Annotated in this window: 13 protein-coding genes; 6 read left to right on the forward strand and 7 right to left on the reverse strand. The window is 42.1% G+C overall.

Annotation, left to right across the window (positions count from 1 at the left end; all coding sequences use genetic code 11):
* Window positions 1–109 precede the first annotated feature (109 nt).
* On the reverse strand, window positions 110–3,073 hold the full coding sequence (locus QSH61_RS10845; RefSeq protein WP_502935073.1) for a hypothetical protein: 2,964 nt from the start codon (window positions 3,071–3,073) through the stop codon (window positions 110–112).
* Between the two features lie 201 nt (window positions 3,074–3,274).
* Here QSH61_RS10845 and QSH61_RS10850 point away from each other — a divergent pair, with 201 nt between their 5' ends.
* Window positions 3,275–4,609 carry a dicarboxylate/amino acid:cation symporter gene (locus tag QSH61_RS10850; protein WP_206470963.1) on the forward strand — a complete coding sequence of 445 codons (1,335 nt, stop codon included), beginning with the start codon at window positions 3,275–3,277 and terminating at the stop codon, window positions 4,607–4,609.
* Between the two features lie 556 nt (window positions 4,610–5,165).
* On the opposite strand, the gene QSH61_RS10855 is transcribed toward QSH61_RS10850, so the two are convergent.
* From QSH61_RS10855 to QSH61_RS10865, 3 genes are all read right to left on the reverse strand, one after another.
* Window positions 5,166–7,832: a TonB-dependent receptor plug domain-containing protein gene (locus QSH61_RS10855; RefSeq protein ID WP_174168721.1), complete on the reverse strand. Its 2,667-nt coding sequence runs from the start codon at window positions 7,830–7,832 to the stop codon at window positions 5,166–5,168.
* Between the two features lie 316 nt (window positions 7,833–8,148).
* Window positions 8,149–8,799 (reverse strand): DUF2987 domain-containing protein, encoded by a 651-nt coding sequence (locus QSH61_RS10860; protein WP_010605029.1) that lies wholly within the window; start codon window positions 8,797–8,799, stop codon window positions 8,149–8,151.
* A complete protein-coding gene (locus tag QSH61_RS10865; RefSeq protein ID WP_174168720.1) occupies window positions 8,789–9,610 on the reverse strand; it encodes a glucosaminidase domain-containing protein in 822 nt (273 codons plus the stop codon). The genes QSH61_RS10860 and QSH61_RS10865 overlap by 11 nt, the downstream gene beginning before the upstream one ends.
* 255 nt (window positions 9,611–9,865) lie before the next feature.
* Here QSH61_RS10865 and QSH61_RS10870 point away from each other — a divergent pair, with 255 nt between their 5' ends.
* On the forward strand, window positions 9,866–11,161 hold the full coding sequence (locus QSH61_RS10870; protein WP_174168719.1) for an anti-phage deoxyguanosine triphosphatase: 1,296 nt from the start codon (window positions 9,866–9,868) through the stop codon (window positions 11,159–11,161).
* Between the two features lie 143 nt (window positions 11,162–11,304).
* Window positions 11,305–12,963, forward strand: coding sequence for a BamA/TamA family outer membrane protein (locus QSH61_RS10875; protein ID WP_206470964.1), 1,659 nt, complete (start codon window positions 11,305–11,307; stop codon window positions 12,961–12,963).
* A gap of 8 nt (window positions 12,964–12,971) precedes the next feature.
* Here QSH61_RS10875 and QSH61_RS10880 read toward each other — a convergent pair whose 3' ends face one another.
* Both QSH61_RS10880 and QSH61_RS10885 read right to left on the reverse strand, forming a co-directional pair.
* A complete protein-coding gene (locus QSH61_RS10880; RefSeq protein ID WP_010605033.1) occupies window positions 12,972–14,360 on the reverse strand; it encodes a histidine kinase dimerization/phospho-acceptor domain-containing protein in 1,389 nt (462 codons plus the stop codon).
* Window positions 14,357–15,034, reverse strand: a complete 678-nt coding sequence (locus QSH61_RS10885; RefSeq protein ID WP_174168717.1) for a response regulator transcription factor — start codon at window positions 15,032–15,034, stop codon at window positions 14,357–14,359. Before QSH61_RS10885 ends, QSH61_RS10880 begins: the two co-directional genes overlap by 4 nt.
* 162 nt (window positions 15,035–15,196) lie before the next feature.
* On the opposite strand from QSH61_RS10885, the gene QSH61_RS10890 reads away from it, so the two are divergent.
* From QSH61_RS10890 to QSH61_RS10900, 3 genes are all read left to right on the forward strand, one after another.
* Complete coding sequence (locus tag QSH61_RS10890; RefSeq protein ID WP_227387051.1) at window positions 15,197–17,140, forward strand: LTA synthase family protein; 1,944 nt, start codon at window positions 15,197–15,199, stop codon at window positions 17,138–17,140.
* 75 nt (window positions 17,141–17,215) lie between these two features.
* Window positions 17,216–18,859 (forward strand): phosphoethanolamine transferase, encoded by a 1,644-nt coding sequence (locus tag QSH61_RS10895; protein ID WP_206470965.1) that lies wholly within the window; start codon window positions 17,216–17,218, stop codon window positions 18,857–18,859.
* Window positions 18,849–19,229, forward strand: coding sequence for a diacylglycerol kinase (locus QSH61_RS10900; protein ID WP_010605037.1), 381 nt, complete (start codon window positions 18,849–18,851; stop codon window positions 19,227–19,229). The genes QSH61_RS10895 and QSH61_RS10900 overlap by 11 nt, the downstream gene beginning before the upstream one ends.
* 67 nt (window positions 19,230–19,296) lie before the next feature.
* On the opposite strand, the gene QSH61_RS10905 is transcribed toward QSH61_RS10900, so the two are convergent.
* The gene (locus QSH61_RS10905; protein ID WP_174168715.1) at window positions 19,297–20,532 is read right to left on the reverse strand and encodes a DEAD/DEAH box helicase; all 1,236 of its coding nucleotides are present in this window, start codon (window positions 20,530–20,532) and stop codon (window positions 19,297–19,299) included.
* Window positions 20,533–20,568 lie beyond the last annotated feature (36 nt).

Raw genomic sequence — 20,568 nt, forward strand, 5'->3', positions numbered from 1 at the left:
GTACAATATTCAGCCAATTTAGGGACGCATTCATATATATAAGGTTAAGGCACGGGAATATAAAGGAATAGAAACAAAAATGCCAACCCGAAAGTTGGCATTTATCATTTTATCCAGCGTCAATGACGGTTAATGGTACACTTTGAACCAAACCATCATCGTCATCACCTAATCCTTTAAAAGTAAACTTAATCGTCAACTCACCCAAAGTTTTATTATTAGGCTCGGTTTCACGAGTCAGAAATGCAGAATAGACCAATGGTTTATCGGTTCCTGTATTTCCTAATACTTCGGTTTGAGTTCCAGATGCAAGTTCACCATTGGTGGTTGCTATTTCTACTTCTGTTTTCGCAGGTAAGGGATTACCGTTAATATCCGTGACGAAGATAGAAACTCTAACGTTACTTATTTGATCGTCAATTGTATCGTCATCTATCTCAGGAGCAGATAAATTGATTGTTTGAACATCACAATATTGAGCGTCATCGGATTCTTCAAGGTCTAAGATAACTACAGTATTTCCATTGTCAACGCGAGTAACGTCTTGGCATTGATCAAGTTGATTTGCTGCCAGTCCCATACTTTGTGCATCCGATTTTCTAACTGCGAATCGTACATAAGCAGTGTCGTCAGACATAATTAGTTCAAAATTTCTAAAGACGTTAACCAACTCACGGTTACACTGATTTTGCGCTAAAGCAGCCTCAGAGCAAAGTAAGCCGTTATATTTACCATCTCCTGGAACACCATCACCATTAGCGTCATAATCAAAGATGCCATTGTTATTTGCGTCTATCCACCAATCATCATGGCCACCATTTTTCGTATTCACCGGTGTGCAAGGACCGGTAGTTGGTGACGCGTCACAATCTTCTTTGTCAAACCGTCCGTTTTCATTGGTATCCAAAATAGCTTCTGTGAGATCAAACTCCTGGCGATATTCACCAACATCAAACAAACCATTTCTACGCTGAACACCATCACTGGACTCTTCGTCTCTATAGCTTTCTTGACCTTTAACAAATGCAAGTACGCCTACCCTGCCACCCATTACGACTCGCTCATCAGCATAGGGATCAGTTCCTGTGCTAGGCGCATTTTTTTGACGCTTTAATCCATTGATACAAGGTGCTGGTCTATTAAAATAAGGATCACAATTCCAGTTTTCAGGAATGTTCGCAACCGTACCTTTTTTTCTTGGCGCAATATCATTGATCCTATTGCCCCATTTAGGGTCAGAAAATGGACGCTCACCTTGGCTACGCCACACCACCGAACAGGTTGCCTTATTTGTTCTGCAATCATAGGTATCAGGTGATTCTAAACTACCGATAGCTCCAGCTTCTGCGATGACGGTTGCCGCTACACCATCGGCATTGAAGTGATTGAATTGATCACCAAAGAACAACGTGATATTTGTTGTGACTCCGCTGTAACTGTATGAATTTGAATTAATTATATCTGGAGCCGCGTCAAAGGTATCTTGATCAGTAACGCCAGAACTCAAAATAAGCTGTGATGAGACGCTAAAAATTTGCTCACTTAATGGGATTGTGTGCATAACTCCCGTAGGACAGCGAGCGTCGTCGTTTGATGCATCTGCATCATTACATGCTTTGGCGATATCCGTCCAACAAGTAATCGCATCACCCTCAGGTAAATTCACGTAAGATTCTTCTGGGATATAACATGCACTAACAACAAGCGGGCCAGGTACAATGCCAGACTTAACCGTTGTTCTTACAATACCATTTGCATTGGTGTTTCCCGTAATTTGCGTAATTGAGGCAAGGCCTTGCTCATCAGACAATCTAAAGTCGACTCGTGCTCGTGGAATTGCAAGGTTGTCTTCATCTACCAGTTTAAAGCTCACAACAGATTGGGTTGGTAAACCGCCTTCGCCAGGGGGTAAAGCAATAAACTGATTAAACCCATCTTCCTCAGGTAAAAATTGTACCGCTTGTGCAAGTGCACTATCCACTTCAATAATCGTTTCTTGATTTATTGGAGAGCTGCCGTTTTGGATAGTAACAGAAATCCTATCTTCACCTTGACAACCTTTAGCACGGTATGTCGAGCGGGCAATACCATTGGAGGTATTTACCGTTTCATCTAATTCCGCCAACGCGGGAGTTGCCGAGGCACATGCCGAGCTAAATGCAACAGCAACTGCACTGTTGATTAATACCCCATTCTGATCTCTTAGTGTCACGGTGATAACCGTACTGCCACCAGCTGAAAGTTTTTGCTGTACACCACTGCTATCAACTAAACCATTATCAACCGTGACATTTAGCTGAGCAACACCAACACTAAAGTTGATTGACTTAGTTACATCCACATAATTAGGCGAATTTACTGTGACAGTACCTGCACCACCTTGGTTTCCAGGTTTAAGATTCAAAATTGCGATACCAAAAGTATCCGTCAATGCTGTGTCTGGAGAGATTGTCCCTAGCGTTGTTTCTGCACCAATAAGCACATTTGCAATGCCATCACCAGTCTGGCTGGATGTCATTTTAATGAAGATCTCAGCTGTCTCGTTTGACGACACTCGATTAACACGACTACATCCAGCAGCTATAGGATCTATCATAGCCTGATCGCGGTTATCATCCCAGCCCGCTGGGCACTTACTTAACAACATAACCTCAAGTTTCGCTGACGCGGTTACATTACCGTCATCACCACCACCTTGAGAGGTAAAATCAAACGTTTGTGAGACTGTATTGCTGCCATTTGTATAAGTAGCGGTAAGACGACCCGCACCAACAACGTTGGTCGCTTGTAACGTAATTGTTGCTTCACCCGCGTCATTAGTTAAAACTGAACCAGAACTCGGCTCCATGGTTGCAAAATCATCGCTTTCAAAAACCACTCGACTGTTTGCTAACGCACTACCATTTTTCGTCAACGTAGCGGTTACTTTCAAAGGAGTATCGGATGACACGCTATTAGCGCCACCTTCTCCAGCGAGCGTAATCGCATAGGTACCATCGCTACCATCACCATTATCTGTATCTTTTTGAATACTGCCGCCGCCACCGCACGCGGTCAGTAAGAATGCTAGCATCAGTATGCTAAAATAGCGCATCAAGGGCATTTACCTATCTCCCTAGCTAAGTTAATTTTATTATTGTTCAATAGTAACCCAATTTTATCGATAAAATCACAATTTTTTATTAGATTAGGTAGATTTTCTGTCGTGAAATGCTGTTCATCTGCGCCAAGCCTGTTAAGCTTTAGCAGTTTTAAGATACATAGTGTTAGGGCAATGTCAGAAAATAAAAAAATGGGCCTAACGGCGCGCATTATGATAGGCATGGTGTTGGGGGTTGTACTAGGCCTCACCCTTCAAGCCATCCTAGGTAAGAATAAAGAAATACTTATTCCTTTAGGTCTCTTTGACCTCCCCATTAAGGGTTTCTTCGTTGACGGTTTATTCCACATCGGTGGGCAGATCTTCATTGCAAGCTTAAAAATGCTTGTTGTTCCTTTAGTGTTTATTTCCCTTGTATGTGGCACATGTAGCCTTAGTGACCCAAAAAAATTGGGCCGCTTGGGTGGTAAGTCCATTGGTTTGTATCTCATTACAACAGCAATCGCAATCACGGTAGCGATTACGCTCGCACTACTTATTGCACCGGGTGGTGGCGTTGAAATTCCAAACAGCGCGTCATTTGACGCAAAGCAAGCGCCGACACTTGTGCAAGTCATAATCAACATGTTCCCGACCAATCCAATTGACGCGATGGCCAACGGTAACATGCTTCAAATCATCGTCTTTGCGCTACTATTTGGCATCGCTATGGCGCTCAGCGGCGATGCTGGTGCTCGCCTAGCAACTGTATTTGAAGACCTAAATACAGTGGTGCTTAAGCTAGTCACTTTATTGATGAATGTCGCTCCATATGGCGTATTTTGTTTAATGGCTAAGTTGTTTACAACGATCGACATGGGGTTAATCGCCGAGCTCGGCAAATACTTTATGGTAGTGTTGGCAGCTCTGCTAATTCATGCATTCATTAACTATTCAATTTTATTCAAGCTGTTAACAGGCTTGAGCCCTTTTATCTTCCTAAAGAAGATGAAAGACGCATGTATGTTTGCCTTTAGTACGTCAAGCTCAAGTGCAACTATGCCCGTAACACTAGAGACCGCTACTAAGAAACTAGGTGCGCATAACTCAGTTGCCTCTTTTACGATCCCTCTGGGTGCAACCATTAATATGGATGGCACGGCTATCATGCAAGGTGTTGCAACGGTCTTCATCGCTCAGGTATTTGGCGTAGACCTCACCATCAATGACTATCTCATGGTTATCTTGACTGCGACTCTTGCCTCAGTTGGTACGGCAGGCGTGCCTGGTGTTGGCTTGATCATGCTTGCAATGGTGCTTAACCAAGTTGGATTGCCTGTTGAAGGTATCGCGCTTATCATTGGTGTAGACAGACTATTAGATATGACAAGAACAGCAGTTAACGTAACAGGTGACTGTATGGTAACTTGTGCTGTGGCCAAATCTGAAAACGAATTTGATATCGATGTTTTCAACGACCCTGATGCAGCAAAAGAACTAGAAGAAACCACTTCTAAAGCAAAAGCGTAAATATCAATAACGCAGCTAACTATAAATAGCTGCGTTATTCTCCTCAACTAGTCAACTCAATACTCCTCTCTGCGACATATCAGCTATCCATACCCTTTTCTTCATTGTCACTTTTCCTAGGTACAGAATAAGATTAAGCAGAAGGTTCTCCATGCCTATGCATGTGAGTGCTTTAGTTATAGCAGGATTTGGACGTGAAGTTATCGGTAATCCTCTCTCATCTCAAAGATAGAACACTTATCTAGACATTTGCTCAGGCTAAGTCCTGTGCAACAAATACACTGTTGTGGATAATACCAATTAGTCTTAATACTTGCTCAATTTGAAGGAGCAAATCTGACGCTAACGGCGTTAAAAATTTCTCATTTAGAACAACTAAATAGCAAAATTTTCGCCTTGCCTACACGGATGTAGGTACCTTGGCGATAGCAGGACGCGGTAGCGGGGTTATTGACAAAATTTCCTCACCTCAAAATAGACCACTTAATTAAGCGAATTGGTATAAGAAAAAACCGCGCTATAAAGCGCGGCTGTCATCTTAATAAACGTTAACGTATTAGAATTGGTATGCAAACTTCACATATGCTTGACGACCAAGGATACTGTGCGTTTTATTGTCAATCCCCATTGACTCTGAAGGCGCTAGAGGCGCTTCTTCATTGAACAAGTTAGATGCACCTAGTGTTACTGTCAGCTTTTCTACGCCAATATAACTGACACTTGTATCTACAGTAGTCCATGAATCAATCTCATATTTATTGCCATCACTGTCAGCAAGATCTTTATAAGAATCAACATAGTTTACGCTGATATTTGCAAGCCAATCGTTTTTAGCCCAGTCCATACCCGCTGTCCAGCGGAACTGTGGATGCTGATACTCTCCATTGAGATCTTCAGCAACATTGAATGTGTTACCTTGTTCATCACTTTCAAACGACTGTTCTTCAAAGTTAAGCGCGTAAGTTAAGTTGTAATTGAACTTAAACTCACCCATTTCACGAGTAGTTAATGCATAGGCTAAGTTAACATCGAAACCGTCTGTTTCACGACCACCAATGTTAACAAAGGTGTCGTTAATGGTGAGAATACGACCAAGTGTGCTACCTTGATTAGGCGCACGAACTACCAGATTAGGATCGGTACCACAACAATCAACTAGCTTCTGTGCTCCAATTTTCTTGATGAGATCTTCCTGATCATAATTCCAGTAATCTACACCGATACTAAAGTCATCAGTTGCTTGCCACACTACACCTAAATTGTAGTTTTCTGACTCTTCTGGTTGTAGGTTTTTGTTACCGGACACAATCGCAGTGTATTCATACGGGCTACAATCATCATCAGCACCTGTTTGGCGACAACGTTCACGGTCTATCACGCTTGGTGATTCGTCTGTTCTACCAAGATGTAGCTGAACAAGAGAAGGCGCTCTGAATGCTGTCCCCCAAGAACCACGAACCACTAAACTATCAAGCGGTGACCAACGGAATGCTACTTTTGGATCTGTTGTAGTTCCAAAGTCGCTATAGTCTTCATAACGCAAAGCTAATTGTAGCTCTAGTGTATCTAGCACTGGTACGCTAAATTCTGCGAATATCGCAGTATTATCGCGATCTCCGTTAGCTTGCGTTGCTTCTGTACCAAAGATTTCGCCTCTGATGTATTGACTATCCGGGTTATCTTCAATTTTCTCGTAGCGATGTTCAAAACCAAACGCTGCGGCAACGTAGCCGGCTTCCAATTCAAATAATTCGCCCGAGATAGTACCATCTAGTGACTGCATGGTTGATGCACCATAACGCGTAGTGGTAGTTTCAAAAAACGCCAAACCGGCTTCTGTATTAGTGCTTGGTTCAAATGGGTTCCATAAACCTTCATCAATCGCTTGCTGCGCTCTTAGCTTGTTAGGGAAACCATCAAAGCCTTTTTCAACTGCACTTGAACGAATAGCAGAGTACGCAACTTCCCAAGACCACGCGTTCCACTCACCACGTGCTCCAAGGACAGCACGATAGTATTCTGAATCGACATCTTTTTTACGGTTGCCGATATCAACCGTTCGACGACGCATTGAAATATCTACACCATGTAAGAAGTGGTCTGGATCGTTAAATAATGGGTGGTTTGGGTTATCACCATCCATAAATAGTTCTGTAAAGCTCGGGCTACCTGCACCTTGAATGAAGGTTGAAGAGTGCTGCGCCGAGATTTCGGCAAAACCTTCAATACCATCGATGATTTCTTGTACGCCATTGTAGTTAAAGCTAATACGTTCCGTCGACGGAATAGCAGTCATGTACGGTGCATAATCGTAGCGACAGATATCACCAATATCTAAAGCAGGGTCGCATTTGTCATTCCCCCATACGTCCGTAAAGATAGTCTGCCTTACCTGAGTGCCATCATCTTCAACACGAACGACTGGTAATCCTGCCCACTGTTCGTCTGTTAGCATGCTTCTCATCACCTCAACGCTGCCGGGAATACCTGCAGAGCTTAATGAATTGTTACCACCGCGAAAACGTTGATCAGCAGAAGCTGTGTAGTCACGATCGGCATAAGTTAGGTGACCGCGTTTGAAATAATCGAGTGAGAAATTATGATGGCCATTTTGCGTTGACGATCCCCAAAGAAGAGTAAAGTTCTGTTCTTCAGCCCCACCATCGGCGGTGTTAGATAATTTACCGGCGACCTCGAAACCGTCTATATCGTCACGTAAAATAATATTAATAACCCCTGCGACCGCATCAGAACCATAAGTTGCAGAAGCACCGTCTTTTAAAATATCAATACGTTTAACTGATGAAACAGGAATGGTATTTAAGTCCACAAATGATGTTTCTATATCTTTTGCAAACGGGCTCACGGCAACACGACGACCATTAATAAGAACAAGCGTAGATGATGCTCCTAATCCCCTTAATGCAACACTTGAACCGCCATTTGCGGTGTCATCGCTGGAGTTACCTTGTGTACTAAAAGTACCAGTACCCGACACAGGCAGCTTTTGTAACGCCCCAATAAGGTCGGTAGATCCCGTTGAAGCTAGGTCAGCAGCTGACAAGCTTTGAATTGGTGACGGACCTTCTAAGTCTGTTCTTTTAATGTGAGAGCCTGTCACTTCAATACGTTCAACTTGCGTCGTCTCTTCCGCCTTAACTTGTTGATTCATGCCGATTAATACGGCAATTGAGAGCGCACTGAGTGGTAATTTATAGGTCATCCTGTTTCCCCTTAAGTTAATAATTACACTGTAGTTTTTTTAATAATCCAGCCATTATTAGCATACCAAAGCAACTTTAACAATGCATTTATTTAACATTAAGTTTCCATTTTGGGGGTCTAATAGCAGAAATTCGCGACGAAAGAATATCGTTATTTATCAGTATGAATTATTGTTTAAATTGGGATTAGAGGGAGGAGAAGCGTTTTACAAACAGCTTCAAAAAGTTGATAAGACGCCTAAAATCTTTACTGAATAAGAGCGGTTTCTTAGCCTAAAGTTTAAAGACGTCAATGATCATGTTGTAACTACTTAACTATAATGCCAACCAAGGTTGCACTGACTTCACATTTGCAGAGTCGGCAAAGTGAGTATTGTCGTTTGACCACGCCTTCGGGACACTGATTCGACAGACTTGCGACTCACACTTCACTGTAGCATCTGTGACGTTTTGACTTCTGCCAAAGGTCACGATGACTCCCTGTTGCTCAGGCAGCAAAAATGACAACAAGTTTTTAATAAAGAAACCTGATAGATCAGCCAGCAACTCTTCAAACTCCTGTTGCATTTTATAAAGGTCAGACTTGCTTAGAGATCTCGTATTAAATAACTCGGCCTCAATCTGCATTTTTAGCTGGCAGTCCGAGCTTTCGCCCTTCGTTTCAATTACCACTTTAGCTTTGTCTTTGTCCAATTCTTTGTCAAATGGTAGCAATAATTGCGCTTCATCGGTGTACGACAATGGAAAGCTCGCTTCCTCGGTCACAATATTACCCGCCGTGATTTTACACGCCTGCATGCTAAGTGTATCGACAAGGTAAAATCCCACACGTGCAAACTCAAACTCGCCTTTATTTACCACTTTCAGTCTGTCGTAAAAGCTGTCGTATGCAAAGGTGACCGTTTTAGCGGACGCTATCGCACTCCAAAGTGTCATTATCAGGACAAGTACAATCTTATTCTTCATCAAAATACGCTCGGTTATGCCTTATCATATCGTTAAGTTCATTTACGTAGTCTTCACCACGCTCTGAATAACTCAAAAGGCCACTTGTTAATACTGTAGCGTCAATCGGTGCTTTTTGAGCTCGCAGCTCTGCTCGTACCGCGCGCAAGTCTTTGTATGCATCATTAGTATTGATATTCCTAAAGTACGATTTGACCGCGCCTCTTACCGACTGAAAGGCTCTAACTTCGTGATCGGCCGCATCTTCTCGCCGTTTCGGCACCATACCGCAGCCTTTGGTGTAACACCATTGACCAAAAAAGTTTAACCCAATTCGCGCAAATCGTGACGTACCCCAAGCAGATTCATTAGCGGCCTGCATCAACGCCAGCTCTTTAGGAATAATATCCACGCGGCGTAATGCACGTTTAAGCGAAGATTCATTGATGGCTTCACCTTTTAAATCATACTTTGTGAAAATCAATGCAACCTTTTCTATTTGTTTGCGTGTCAGGGTTTCATCAAATTGCAGCATCATTAGGGCGATTTCAAGTGTTGCCCGCTGCTCTAAGATCTGTTTATTTTCGGCTTCTACGTGCGGTTTAATAAAGTCGAAAAATGCCGTTTTCTTCTCCTTGATATCACGAATGGCTGCAAAATTAGGTAGTTTTACGCTATGGAGTGGCTTTTCGGGCACCTTAGGTACAACCTCTGCACCCGTACCCTCTTGATCTAAAGTAGAATCTTGAGAACTTTCATCTTGGATAAAAGGATAAATTAACGCCCAAATGGTCACTAGGGCAACAATGAGTTTAATCAGTTTAGCTTGCATACTTCTCCTCGCAGTGGCGTTGTTCTGGAAACGGAGTCTCTTTCCCTAAGTCTCTAAGAACTTTTCTCAAGCCCGCTCAATAACAGTTTTATTCTGTTACTATAGTTTGATAGAGCGTTGATAAATTGCGCCAAAATAACAGTATTCAAAAATAGCGGCTGATAATATCAAAAGCCGCAATTAAACGCGAATTTTCGTTCAGTTATCGTACATAGTTTAGACGAATTTAAGGTATAAAGAAAAAGGAACAGAAGTATGACGTCTAACGCTTGGCAGCAGCGTCTGCTATCGCAGCAAAAAAACCGCCCTAACGACAATCGCTCAGCATGGCAAATAGATCGTTCTAGGATCATACATGCCGCGGCTTTTAGGCGCTTGCAAGCCAAAACCCAAATTATGGCAATCGGCGTCAACGACTTTTATCGGACTCGCCTAACACACTCTTTGGAAGTATCGCAAATAGGCAGCGGTCTACTACGCCATTTAAGAAAACAACACCCTGAATTTGAACACTTTCCTTCGACAAGTCTTATTGAAACTTTGTGCCTAGCGCATGATATCGGTCACCCGCCTTTTGGCCATGGCGGAGAAATCGCGCTTAATTACCTTATGCGTGATCACGGAGGGTTTGAAGGAAACGCCCAAACCTTGCGCATTGTCACCAAATTGGAACCGTACACTAAAGGTTATGGCATGAATTTAACACGCCGTACCTTACTAGGTTTTATTAAATATCCTGCATTAATCGACACACTTTGGTATCACCAACCAACGCAAACACAAAGTCGAAAATACATATTGTCCAGTGATTGGCTGCCTGCAAAAGGCATTTATCAATGCGACCAATCGGTATTTGATTGGATCCTCTCGCCATTTTCTCAAAACGACCAAATAAAGCTGCAAGAAACCGAGGTAAAAGACACCTTCCGTCGCAAGACAAAGTTTAAATCGTTAGATTGCGCCATTATGGAATATGCCGATGATATCGCCTATGCAGTTCATGATTTAGAAGATGCGATAGCTACCGAGACCCTTAACGAGGCAGCATGGCATGATTTTGCTCTGCCTGAATTGCAAAAGTTAGACTCACCTTGGTTAAAGCAAAACTTACCGCGCGTAAGCGAGAGTTTATTTTCAGAAGATGAATCTAATCGAAAAGATACCATAGGTGAACTCGTCAACCTGTTTATTGTGCATTGTAAACTCAGCGTTCAAGACTCAGATTTTGACTCCGCCCTACTTCATTTTACCGTTGAGATGGCACCCGAATTTCAGGAAATCCTGCAAGTATTAAAAGTGTTCGTATATCAAAGATTAATTCGTGAACCTAAAATGCAGCAAATTGAGTTTAGTGGTCAAAACCTGCTTATTGATTTATTTGAAGTTTTTGCCAGTGACCCGATGCGATTGTTGCCGTATACAACCCAAACATTGTACCAGCAAGCAACCGATGAAACGCAGCAAATGCGCGTGTTAGCGGACTATCTTGGTGGCATGTCTGATGAGTATGCACGAAAAACGCATCGACGCTTATTTACCGGGGAACTGTAAACTCTGCTCGAAGAGGTAAAAATTAATCATGAAAAATTCGCATACATTGGCGATTAACTCATTCTTTAATTTTTCTTAAGCCTTTCTTAAGTATTGGCATATATGTTTTCAACGTAGCTTGATATTTTTCAGTTGGAGCATATATGCCAGCCAAAACCGTTGCGGTATTCGTGTTAGTCACTTCAATCACTCCTGCGTTTGCTGGTGACCCATTTAGCATCGACTCCCTTTGCAATAATAACGCTGAACATAGTAACAAAATGGCGCGACAGACGGATAAAGCAAGTCAAGAGAAAAACATCAAGATTGAGTCTATCGAAATAAACTCAAACCCTATTTTTAATCCGGACGACCCAGAAACGACCTCTTTCCATGACTTCGTAAACTGGCTGCATATAGAAACCCGAGATGCGACTATCGCTTCTCAACTCCCTTTTCAGGCTGGTGACCTAGTCAGCGAGGCCGATATTTTAGAGGCTGAGCGGATCTTGCGTGCTAAAAAATACATCAGAGAGGCGAAAATTAACTATGCCAACCCATGCAGCAGTGCCGAGCCACAGAAAATATCAGTGCAAACGTGGGACACCTGGAGTTTGCTGCCCAGTGTAAACTTTGGCCGAAGTAGTGGAAACAATAAGTTAAGTTTGGGGTTTAAAGAGGAAAACTTGTTAGGGTATGGCGTTAGGGCATCCGTAAAATACAAATCTGACCATGAACGTTCCGGTTACCATACCGTGTTGCAAATGCCTGCGCCATGGCAACCACATGCCATGATAACGGTGCAAGCAGATGATTATGATGACGGTCAAATATTTATGACTGACATTTATCAACCTTTCTATCAGCGCTCCAGCTCTTTGTTATATAGAGCTTATATTAATGCACAAGACCAAACGACTTCTATCTATCATAACGGTCAAACAGAAAGTCAGTTTCGATATAATGGTACATCTGCGCAGTTTGCTTATGGCCGTTTAGGGCAGCAAACCAACACCACCACACTTAGGTGGATAGCTGGTGTCGATTACCAAGATGTCAGCTATGACGAGCCAAACTTAGCCATAAGGGATAACCTTTATGACTTCAAATTGTTAGCGCCTTGGATAAGTCTTCAATATATCGAAGATAATTATATCGTGCTGCAGGACGTAGACTTAATCAATCACAGTGAAGATTTCAACCTCGGATGGTCACTTGCGGCCAAAACAGGTATTGATACCGAAGCGGATGGAGTTGGCTCAATTTGGGAGTTTTCAGCCAATAAAGCATGGCTATTTAATGATGATGTCTTATACCGATTTAAAGCATCAACCAATGCCCAAATCGGCACGCAGCAAGGTGATAGAGTATGGTCTACTCTCGCTGCAAAGGTAAATTATCGCTGGAGCGATAGTTTTGCTTTTTATGCTGATGCCATTGCTGCGTGGCAAAACAAGGAATTTGCCGAGCGTCCTCTTGCACTCGGTGGAGAAGAAGGGATCCGTGGCTTCCCACAAAGCTATCAACAAGGTACGCAAACGGTCAAATCTTCATTCGAGCTCCGTATGTACCCTAACATTAATATTTATCAGCTTGTTGATTTAGGATTCGTTGGCTTTGTTGATCTGGGAAAAGCATCCGGGAATATACAACATCCTAATATAAGCAATAAAATGCTAGGTAGTGTAGGGCTCGGAGTTCGTTTATATTCCGCCCGTTCAAGTAATGAAAACGTAGTGCATATAGACTTTACTAAACCATTAAGTAACTACCCTGAAGTTGACAGCTGGGAACTTGGTTTATCAGTGGAAACTCGCTTTTAAATAGCGCTTCAAAGGGTAAATGTAAAGGTGATGGTGCTCGCTTCCAACGCAACAGTGAGTTCCGCGTCAATGGCTTCAGCAAAGGCCCTAGCAATAGGCAAGCCCAAGCCAAAGCAATCATTCGCGCTTCTCGATTGGTCGCTTTGCCATAGTGGTTCAAATAATTGTGCTAAATTCACGTTTTCGAGCTCGCCGGAAACCTGATTGCTCACTCGAACATTTATCCCATTTGTCGCCCCCTTTTCAACAACGATAAGTGCTTCAGAACCCAGTACTCGGTGGCGCTTGGCATTTTTCAGTAAGTTACCAATGATGCTCTCGACTGCCATTAAGTTGGTCTGAATTGGACATTCGGAGCAAGTTGTCTGAATCTCAACATTATCAAATGCTATCTCACCAATCGAACGGTTGATGACTTGCAATACATCAACAACATCGTCTTTAGGTAGCTTTATCTGCTCGTATTTATGTAACAACATGACGTTGGTGACGATGTTTTTCATCCGCTGACTTATTCTTAATACTTCTGGCACAAAGTCATCCGCCAGTTCATTGTCTTCCGGGAAGCGTGAAATAACTTCCGCCAAATTAATAAGCTCCGTAATGGGCGTTTTTAATTCATGCGAAATATCTGAGGTTAGGCGCTTTTCTCGCAAGTACAATTGTCTGTTTTCAACAATAAAACGGTTTAGGCTTTGCTCAACGGGTAATAGCTCAGAGACAGGCTTTTCTAATATTATGGTGTCTGAATCTTTAGAGAAATTTAGTTTGGCTATCTGAGCGTTCATGCTATTCAACGGCGCGAGACCAACATCGACCGTTTTGCGCACAAATACACGAATAAACACCACAACACATACAATAGTCACGATAAAAACGATATCAATGAGCCAAAGAATAAAGTCCAATCCCTCCGACGAGGCCGCATAGGCAATAACAAGTTCGTCGTCAAAAGATTTTTTTTCCCCTTTTAGGGTATGGATCTGCGGAATAAAACGGGTATATATGATCCGTCCCGCACGACCATCTGGCAGGGTTTCATTTACCACTTTGCTCTCGCCAAGTGATAACGACAAATAAGGTAACTCGTGTTGCGAAAAAAGATCTAAGCTGTCAGAGCGTGCAAAAACTCGGTCGTTCAACCAGATTTGATAATATTCGGGCTCGATATTGCCAGTAAATTCAGGTAAAAACTCACCGGAAAAGTGCAGTTCAAGATGATCTTCATCTTCAGAGACTAACGTCATCAGCATGCCAACTTTTGTATGCATCGCTTTGTCGAATTGTGAGTCAATCCAAGAGTCCACAGCCAAATCTGTAGCGAGTAAAATGGCGACTACAACACCTGTGATGGTAATTGATAATGTGCTAACTAAGTTCCCTCGGATCGACTTCATGGTAGTTGCTCAACATAATATCCAAACCCGCGTTTAGTTTTAACTGGCAAGCATTGACCCAGCGCTTTGACCTTTTTACGTAGCGAAGAAAGGTGAGCTTCGATGGCATTTTTCGACACGCTATCGAAATTGCCGGTAATATAAGTGCTTAATTTTTCTGGTGTAATAATCTTATTTTGATTAGTAAACAAACATTCCAAAATTTTATACTCATTGGGTGTTAAGTCTATTTGCTGCCCTGCAATTAACGCCGACTTTAGCTGCAAGTCAATGGTCAAAAAGCCATGCACGATTTCATCACCATCTTGTTTAAATGCCCCTCTTCTCATTAGCGTTAATAGCCGTGCATGCAGCTCATCAAACGAAAAGGGCTTGGCGAGATAGTCGTCTGCACCACTTAATAAACCCAGCACTCGGTCTTCAGGTTGTGACTTTGCTGACAACACCAACACTCGAGTGTCATTCTTCTGCTGTCTTAGCGCTTTAAGCACACTTATGCCATCCAAACTGGGCAACATAATATCTAAAATAATTACATCATAGTGATCCATCAGCGCCATACTCAAACCGCTAGAACCATCCGCCGAATCATCTACCGTAAAACCCAGTTTAGAGAGCCCTAAGGTTAAGCTGCGACGCAAGGACTCAGAATCTTCAATCAGTAACACATTCATAAATAAACCTTTGGCTAGTGCTTAATATCACATAGCTTAGTTGCTCAAACTTAAGATTCGCTAAAGAGAACTTCAACTTTCATCAATTCCGAAGGATTTCCTAAGCTTTTCTTAAGTTTCGTCGGATAGTCTTGTGATAAATGCAACTATTCTTAACATTCTATGAACAAAGTACACTTTTCAACTCCTTATGCACAACCTTTCATGGTGTTTTTCCTTTCCTTGTTGATGATTTTGACGCTTAGCCGTTTAGGGCTATCGACTTGGATGTTAGAGAGAATGGCAGGCTCTGATCCTTTAACCTTTGTGATATCAGGCCTACGAGTTGATTTGAGTACTATCGCATATCTCGCGATACCACTCTTATTGTTAATGGTCACGCACTATTTTATGCCCAAGCCACTGAAGCCTTTACTTACTGCGCTAGTAACGGGGTATATTGCGTTGGGTATTGTATTTGTCCTACTACTCGAAGCTGCAACTCCTGCATTTATTTTGCAATACGACATCAGACCAAACCGTTTATTTATTGAATATCTGATTTACCCCAAAGAAGTCATTTCAATGTTGTTGAGTGGTCACTTGGGCACAGTGATATTGACCCTACTTTTATGTACGTTGGCTTTAATAACCACCTTGAGATATTTTCCTCGCATTAGCAACGATGCGCCATCAAAGCGGAATATGGCTATCTCTACTTTTTGTAGTCTTATCTGTTTAGCGCTATTAGCAAGAGGCACTCTGGGTCATAGACCACTTAACCCTGCTACCGTCTATTTCTCACAAGATGCATTGGTTAATTCGCTGACCATCAACTCAGCTTATAGTGTTGCGTTCGCAGCAAAAAATATGGGCAGCGAAAGAAGTGCCAGTGCGCTTTATGGTTCGCTATCCAAAGAAAAGGTTTTTGATACAGTAAGAAAAGCAAGTTACAAACAAGGTTTTATCTCAAATACACTTCCTACCCTAGCCACTAATCCGGCATATCATCAGGGCAAAAAGAAAAACTTAGTGATTATCTTAGAGGAAAGCTTAGGCGCACGTTTTGTAAGCTCGCTAGGGGGAGCAAACCTAACCCCAGAGTTAGATAAACTGTATCAAGAAGGCTGGGGGCTGGAGAACCTCTACGCAACGGGCACCCGTTCGGTTCGCGGAATTGAAGCCGTGATCACCGGCTTTATACCCTCACCATCACGCTCCGTCGTTAAGCTTTCAAAGTCTCAGCAACAGTTTTGTACGTTGGCGGATATTTTAGCCAAAGAAAACTATACCACACAGTTTATTTACGGTGGCGAAAGCCACTTCGATAACATGAAAAGCTTCTTCTTAGGAAATGGCTTTCAACGTATCGTTGACTTTGATGATATTGAAAACCCAGAATTTGTTGCGTCTTGGGGCGCCAGCGACGAAGATCTGTTTAATCAAGCGGATAAAGAACTAACTCAGCTGAGTGAAGAAGAAAAGCCATTTTTTAGTTTGATCTTTACATCTAGCAATCACGACCCGTTTGAAATTCCTGACGGAAAAGTAATGTTACCAACAAATCATAAAAGTGATAAACCTGCGCGAGATCTCGCTATCAAGTACGCCGACTATGCACTCGGAAAGTTTATTGATAAGGCCAAGCAAAGTCGTTATTGGCAAGATACTATCTTTTTAGTCGTTGCAGATCATGATGTCAGGGTGTATGGATCCGAGCCCGTCCCTATTAAGTCTTTTCATATTCCAGCCGTTATTTTGAATTCAGACTTTAATCAGAAACAAGATAAAAGATTGGTCAGTCAAATTGATTTACCTGTCACTTTGCTTTCTTTAATAGGGGTTGAACGCCCAACGCCTATGCTTGGTTTTGACTTAACCAAACAATATCCAGTGCAAAGAGCGATGATGCAATATTACGATAATTTTGCCTACATTGAAGATGACAAAGCCGCCATTTTGATGCCAGGCAACAAAGTGAGTTATTGGCAATATGACACGGCGACTAAGATGCAAAAACCATTGCTGAATACAGTGCACACCATTGATTTTAAAGAAAAAGCACTATCTCATGTATTATTTAGTAATTTGGCCTATCAGGAGCAAATTTATCGATTAAAAGAGTAAAGCATAAGGTTCTCTTAAGTATTTCTATAGAAAATAAAGATAACTTAGTTTTTATTTTCTCGTCAGGAGTTGGATATGTTTAAATTTTTAAAACATATCTCCCCATCAGGCTATACCAGCCTGATGGTTCTCGCCACACTTTATTGTACCATTGCTTTTAATAGCCTATTTATTATCAAAGTCTTTAATGTTTCTACAATACAGGAGTGGTCCGATTGGCTATTTTTAGCGTCTGTCCCTATTCTTTTGTTTTTCCTGACACTGTTACTATTTAGTTGGTTTTCTTTAATCACCTTTGTACGGCCTTTTTTATTTATCACCATTGTGCTATCCAGTGTGTTGCTATACGCATCAATAAACTACGGCGTCATATTTGATAAAAGCATGATGCAAAACGTTATTGAAACAGACACGGGGGAAGCATTTTCATATTTAAATATAAACCTAGTTATTTTCGTACTAACCCTGGGTTTAACCCCTGCTTATTTAATGACAAAAAACAAAATAAAACAGCCACTAAAGCAAAGGCTAAAATCCTTTATACTCATTAATTTTGTTTCAATTACCTTCATCTCTTTGATAGCCTTTAGCTTTTATCAAAACTATGCCTCCGTTGGTAGAAACAATAAAGAAGTCGCAAGCTATATCACGCCATTTTCATTTTATATTGCAGGATATAAATACCTGAGAGATAACTATTTTTATCCTCCATTACCATTTCGATTACTAGATAAAACACCTGCTTTAGCTTCCAAGTCAGGTGCTAATATCACCGTTATCGTTGTTGGTGAAACTGCACGTGCAAGCAACTTTTCACATGGAGGCTATAAAATAGATACTAACGAATACACTAAACAGGACGGCATCAAATATTTCAGTAACATGTCATCTTGTGGCACAGCGACAGCAATTTCAGTACCCTGTATGTTTTCACGGCTAGATAGAGCACATTACAATAGCCGTCTTGCTCAGAGCCAAGATAACGTGCTTGATGTGATCCACAGGGCTGGCGCCGAAGTGTTTTGGATAGACAATAATAGTAGTTGTAAAGGTGTATGTAATCGGGTTGAGAATTATCGGATTGATACTAACAAGGATAACCCGCTGTGCGACGGTAAGTATTGCTTTGATGAGGTACTAATCCCATCACTTATGACTACCATAAACAACGCGCAAACAAGCAATATTGTTGTTGTCTTACATATGATTGGCTCGCATGGCCCAACTTATTACCGCCGCTACCCTAAAACGCAGCAAAAATTCCTCCCAGATTGCCAGCGTAGCGATATCCAAAATTGTACGCCTCAAGAATTAGTGAACACCTATGACAATACCATCGCTTACACAGATTTAGTGTTGCACAAAATCATTACACAACTGTCTTCGTTAGACGCAGAAACAGTCAACATGCTCTATGTTTCCGATCATGGCGAATCACTTGGTGAAACCGGATTATATTTACATGGCTTTCCATATCGTCTAGCACCTAAAGAGCAAACCCAGATCCCGATGATTTATTGGAGTAATCGCCTAACAAATAAAAGCTACAGTGGTTGCATTGACGCTGTAAAACAGCAACCCCTTTCTCATGACAATATCTACGATACGTTAATTGGCTTAACCCAAGTTAATTCGAAAACCTATCAGTCCAAAAATGACATATTCGCAACCTGTCGAACTCAATTACTCGCAACTAATGGAGAAACTAATGCATTTTGATAACACCAATAAGCCAACTGGAGCAAAACGACTATTGCTGGCGCTTGGACACTCATTTAGAGCGTTTAATTGGCTCACAAAAAATGAATCCGCCTTTCGGCAAGAGCTTATTCTACTGCTGGTTACTATCATTTTGCTGTTTACACTTGAACTTTCACTCTATGAGCGCGTTATGTTGTTTTGTGCAACGCTGTTTGTGATGTTTGCTGAGATAGTGAATACCGCTATTGAAGCAACAATTGATAGAGTCGGTTTAGAAATCCATCCACTGTCGGGGCTTGCCAAGGACTTGGGCTCTGCAGGCGTATTGATCGCACTTATCGTTTTTATCTGCATCTGGGGCAGCTGTTTATATCAAAACCTCTACTAGCAATTAATGGCCAATGATGCTTATGTTTGGATGAGAGAAGCCAAACATAAGCTTTAGCGCTAAGCCATTACTTCCTTTTACGCTTGGTTCTTGTTCCTAGAATACGCTTTTTGTCTCTTTGCTTCTTAGATTTACCAGAATTACGGCGAGTGTCTTTAGGCTCTTTGGTTAAATCAGGTTCATAGCCTGGCAGCCATTGCGGCGCAAATCGCTCATCTAAGAAAATTTCTATTTCTTCTAGTAGCCACTGTTCATCAATACTCACAAGCGAAATGGCTTGGCCGTTTTGTCCAGCACGACCACTACGGCCGATACGGTGCACATAGTCTTCAGCAACATAGGGTAACTCAGCATTGAAGACATAGTTTAGCGAGTCAATGTCAATGCCACGAGCTGCTACATCCGTTGCGACCAAGACGCGAATTTCACCTGATTTGAATTGAGATAGCGCTTTGTCACGCGCGCCTTGAGACTTATCACCGTGGATCGCTGCGGTTTTAAGGCCATCCTTATTCAATTCTTTTGCGTAGCTATCAGCACTATTTTTTGTGCGAGTAAACACCAGTACCTGATGCCAATTATTTTTGCCAATCAAGTGGGCGATCAATTCACGTTTGCGATCTTCGTCTACCGAATAGAAAGTTTGCGTAACTGTGCTTGCGGTGCTGTTCTGGGATTCAACTCCTACTCGCTTAGGGTCGTTCAACCAAGGCTTTACTTGGGATAACACAGCATCGTCAACCGTAGCTGAAAATAGCAATGTTTGACGCTTAAGCGGCATAGTGCGCATGATCCGCTTAATTTCCCCCATAAACCCCATATCTAACATGCGATCTGCTTCATCGAAGACCAAGTGTTGAATATTTTTGAGTGTTAATGTGCCTTTGATTAGGTGGTCAAGTAAACGCCCAGGTGTCGCAACTACTACGTCTACACCCGCTCTTAAGCGCTTTTCTTGCGGGCCAATATTTGCACCGCCATATAAGCACACGACATTTAAACTGGTGTTCACCACTAACTTTTCAGTGTGCTCTGCAACCTGCTGTGCCAGCTCACGAGTCGGCGTTAATATCAATGCCTTAACCGATTTCTCACCTTGCGTGGCGCCTATCAGCATGGAGTGCAAAATCGGCAGCATGAAGGCGGCAGTCTTACCGGTTCCAGTTTGGGCACTTGCAATTAAATCACAACCACTGAGCAGAAGTGGAATACTCTTTTCTTGAATTGGTGTGGGTGACTCAAACCCAAGCTCAGTAATTGCGCTTAGTAGTTCAGGGTGAAGTTGTAACTCGCTAAATGTCATTGGAGATCAGTGTCTATTACCAAAATTGTGCAGATT

Origin of the sequence: Pseudoalteromonas sp. JC3 (assembly GCF_030291895.1) — a bacterium.
GTDB lineage: Bacteria > Pseudomonadota > Gammaproteobacteria > Enterobacterales > Alteromonadaceae > Pseudoalteromonas.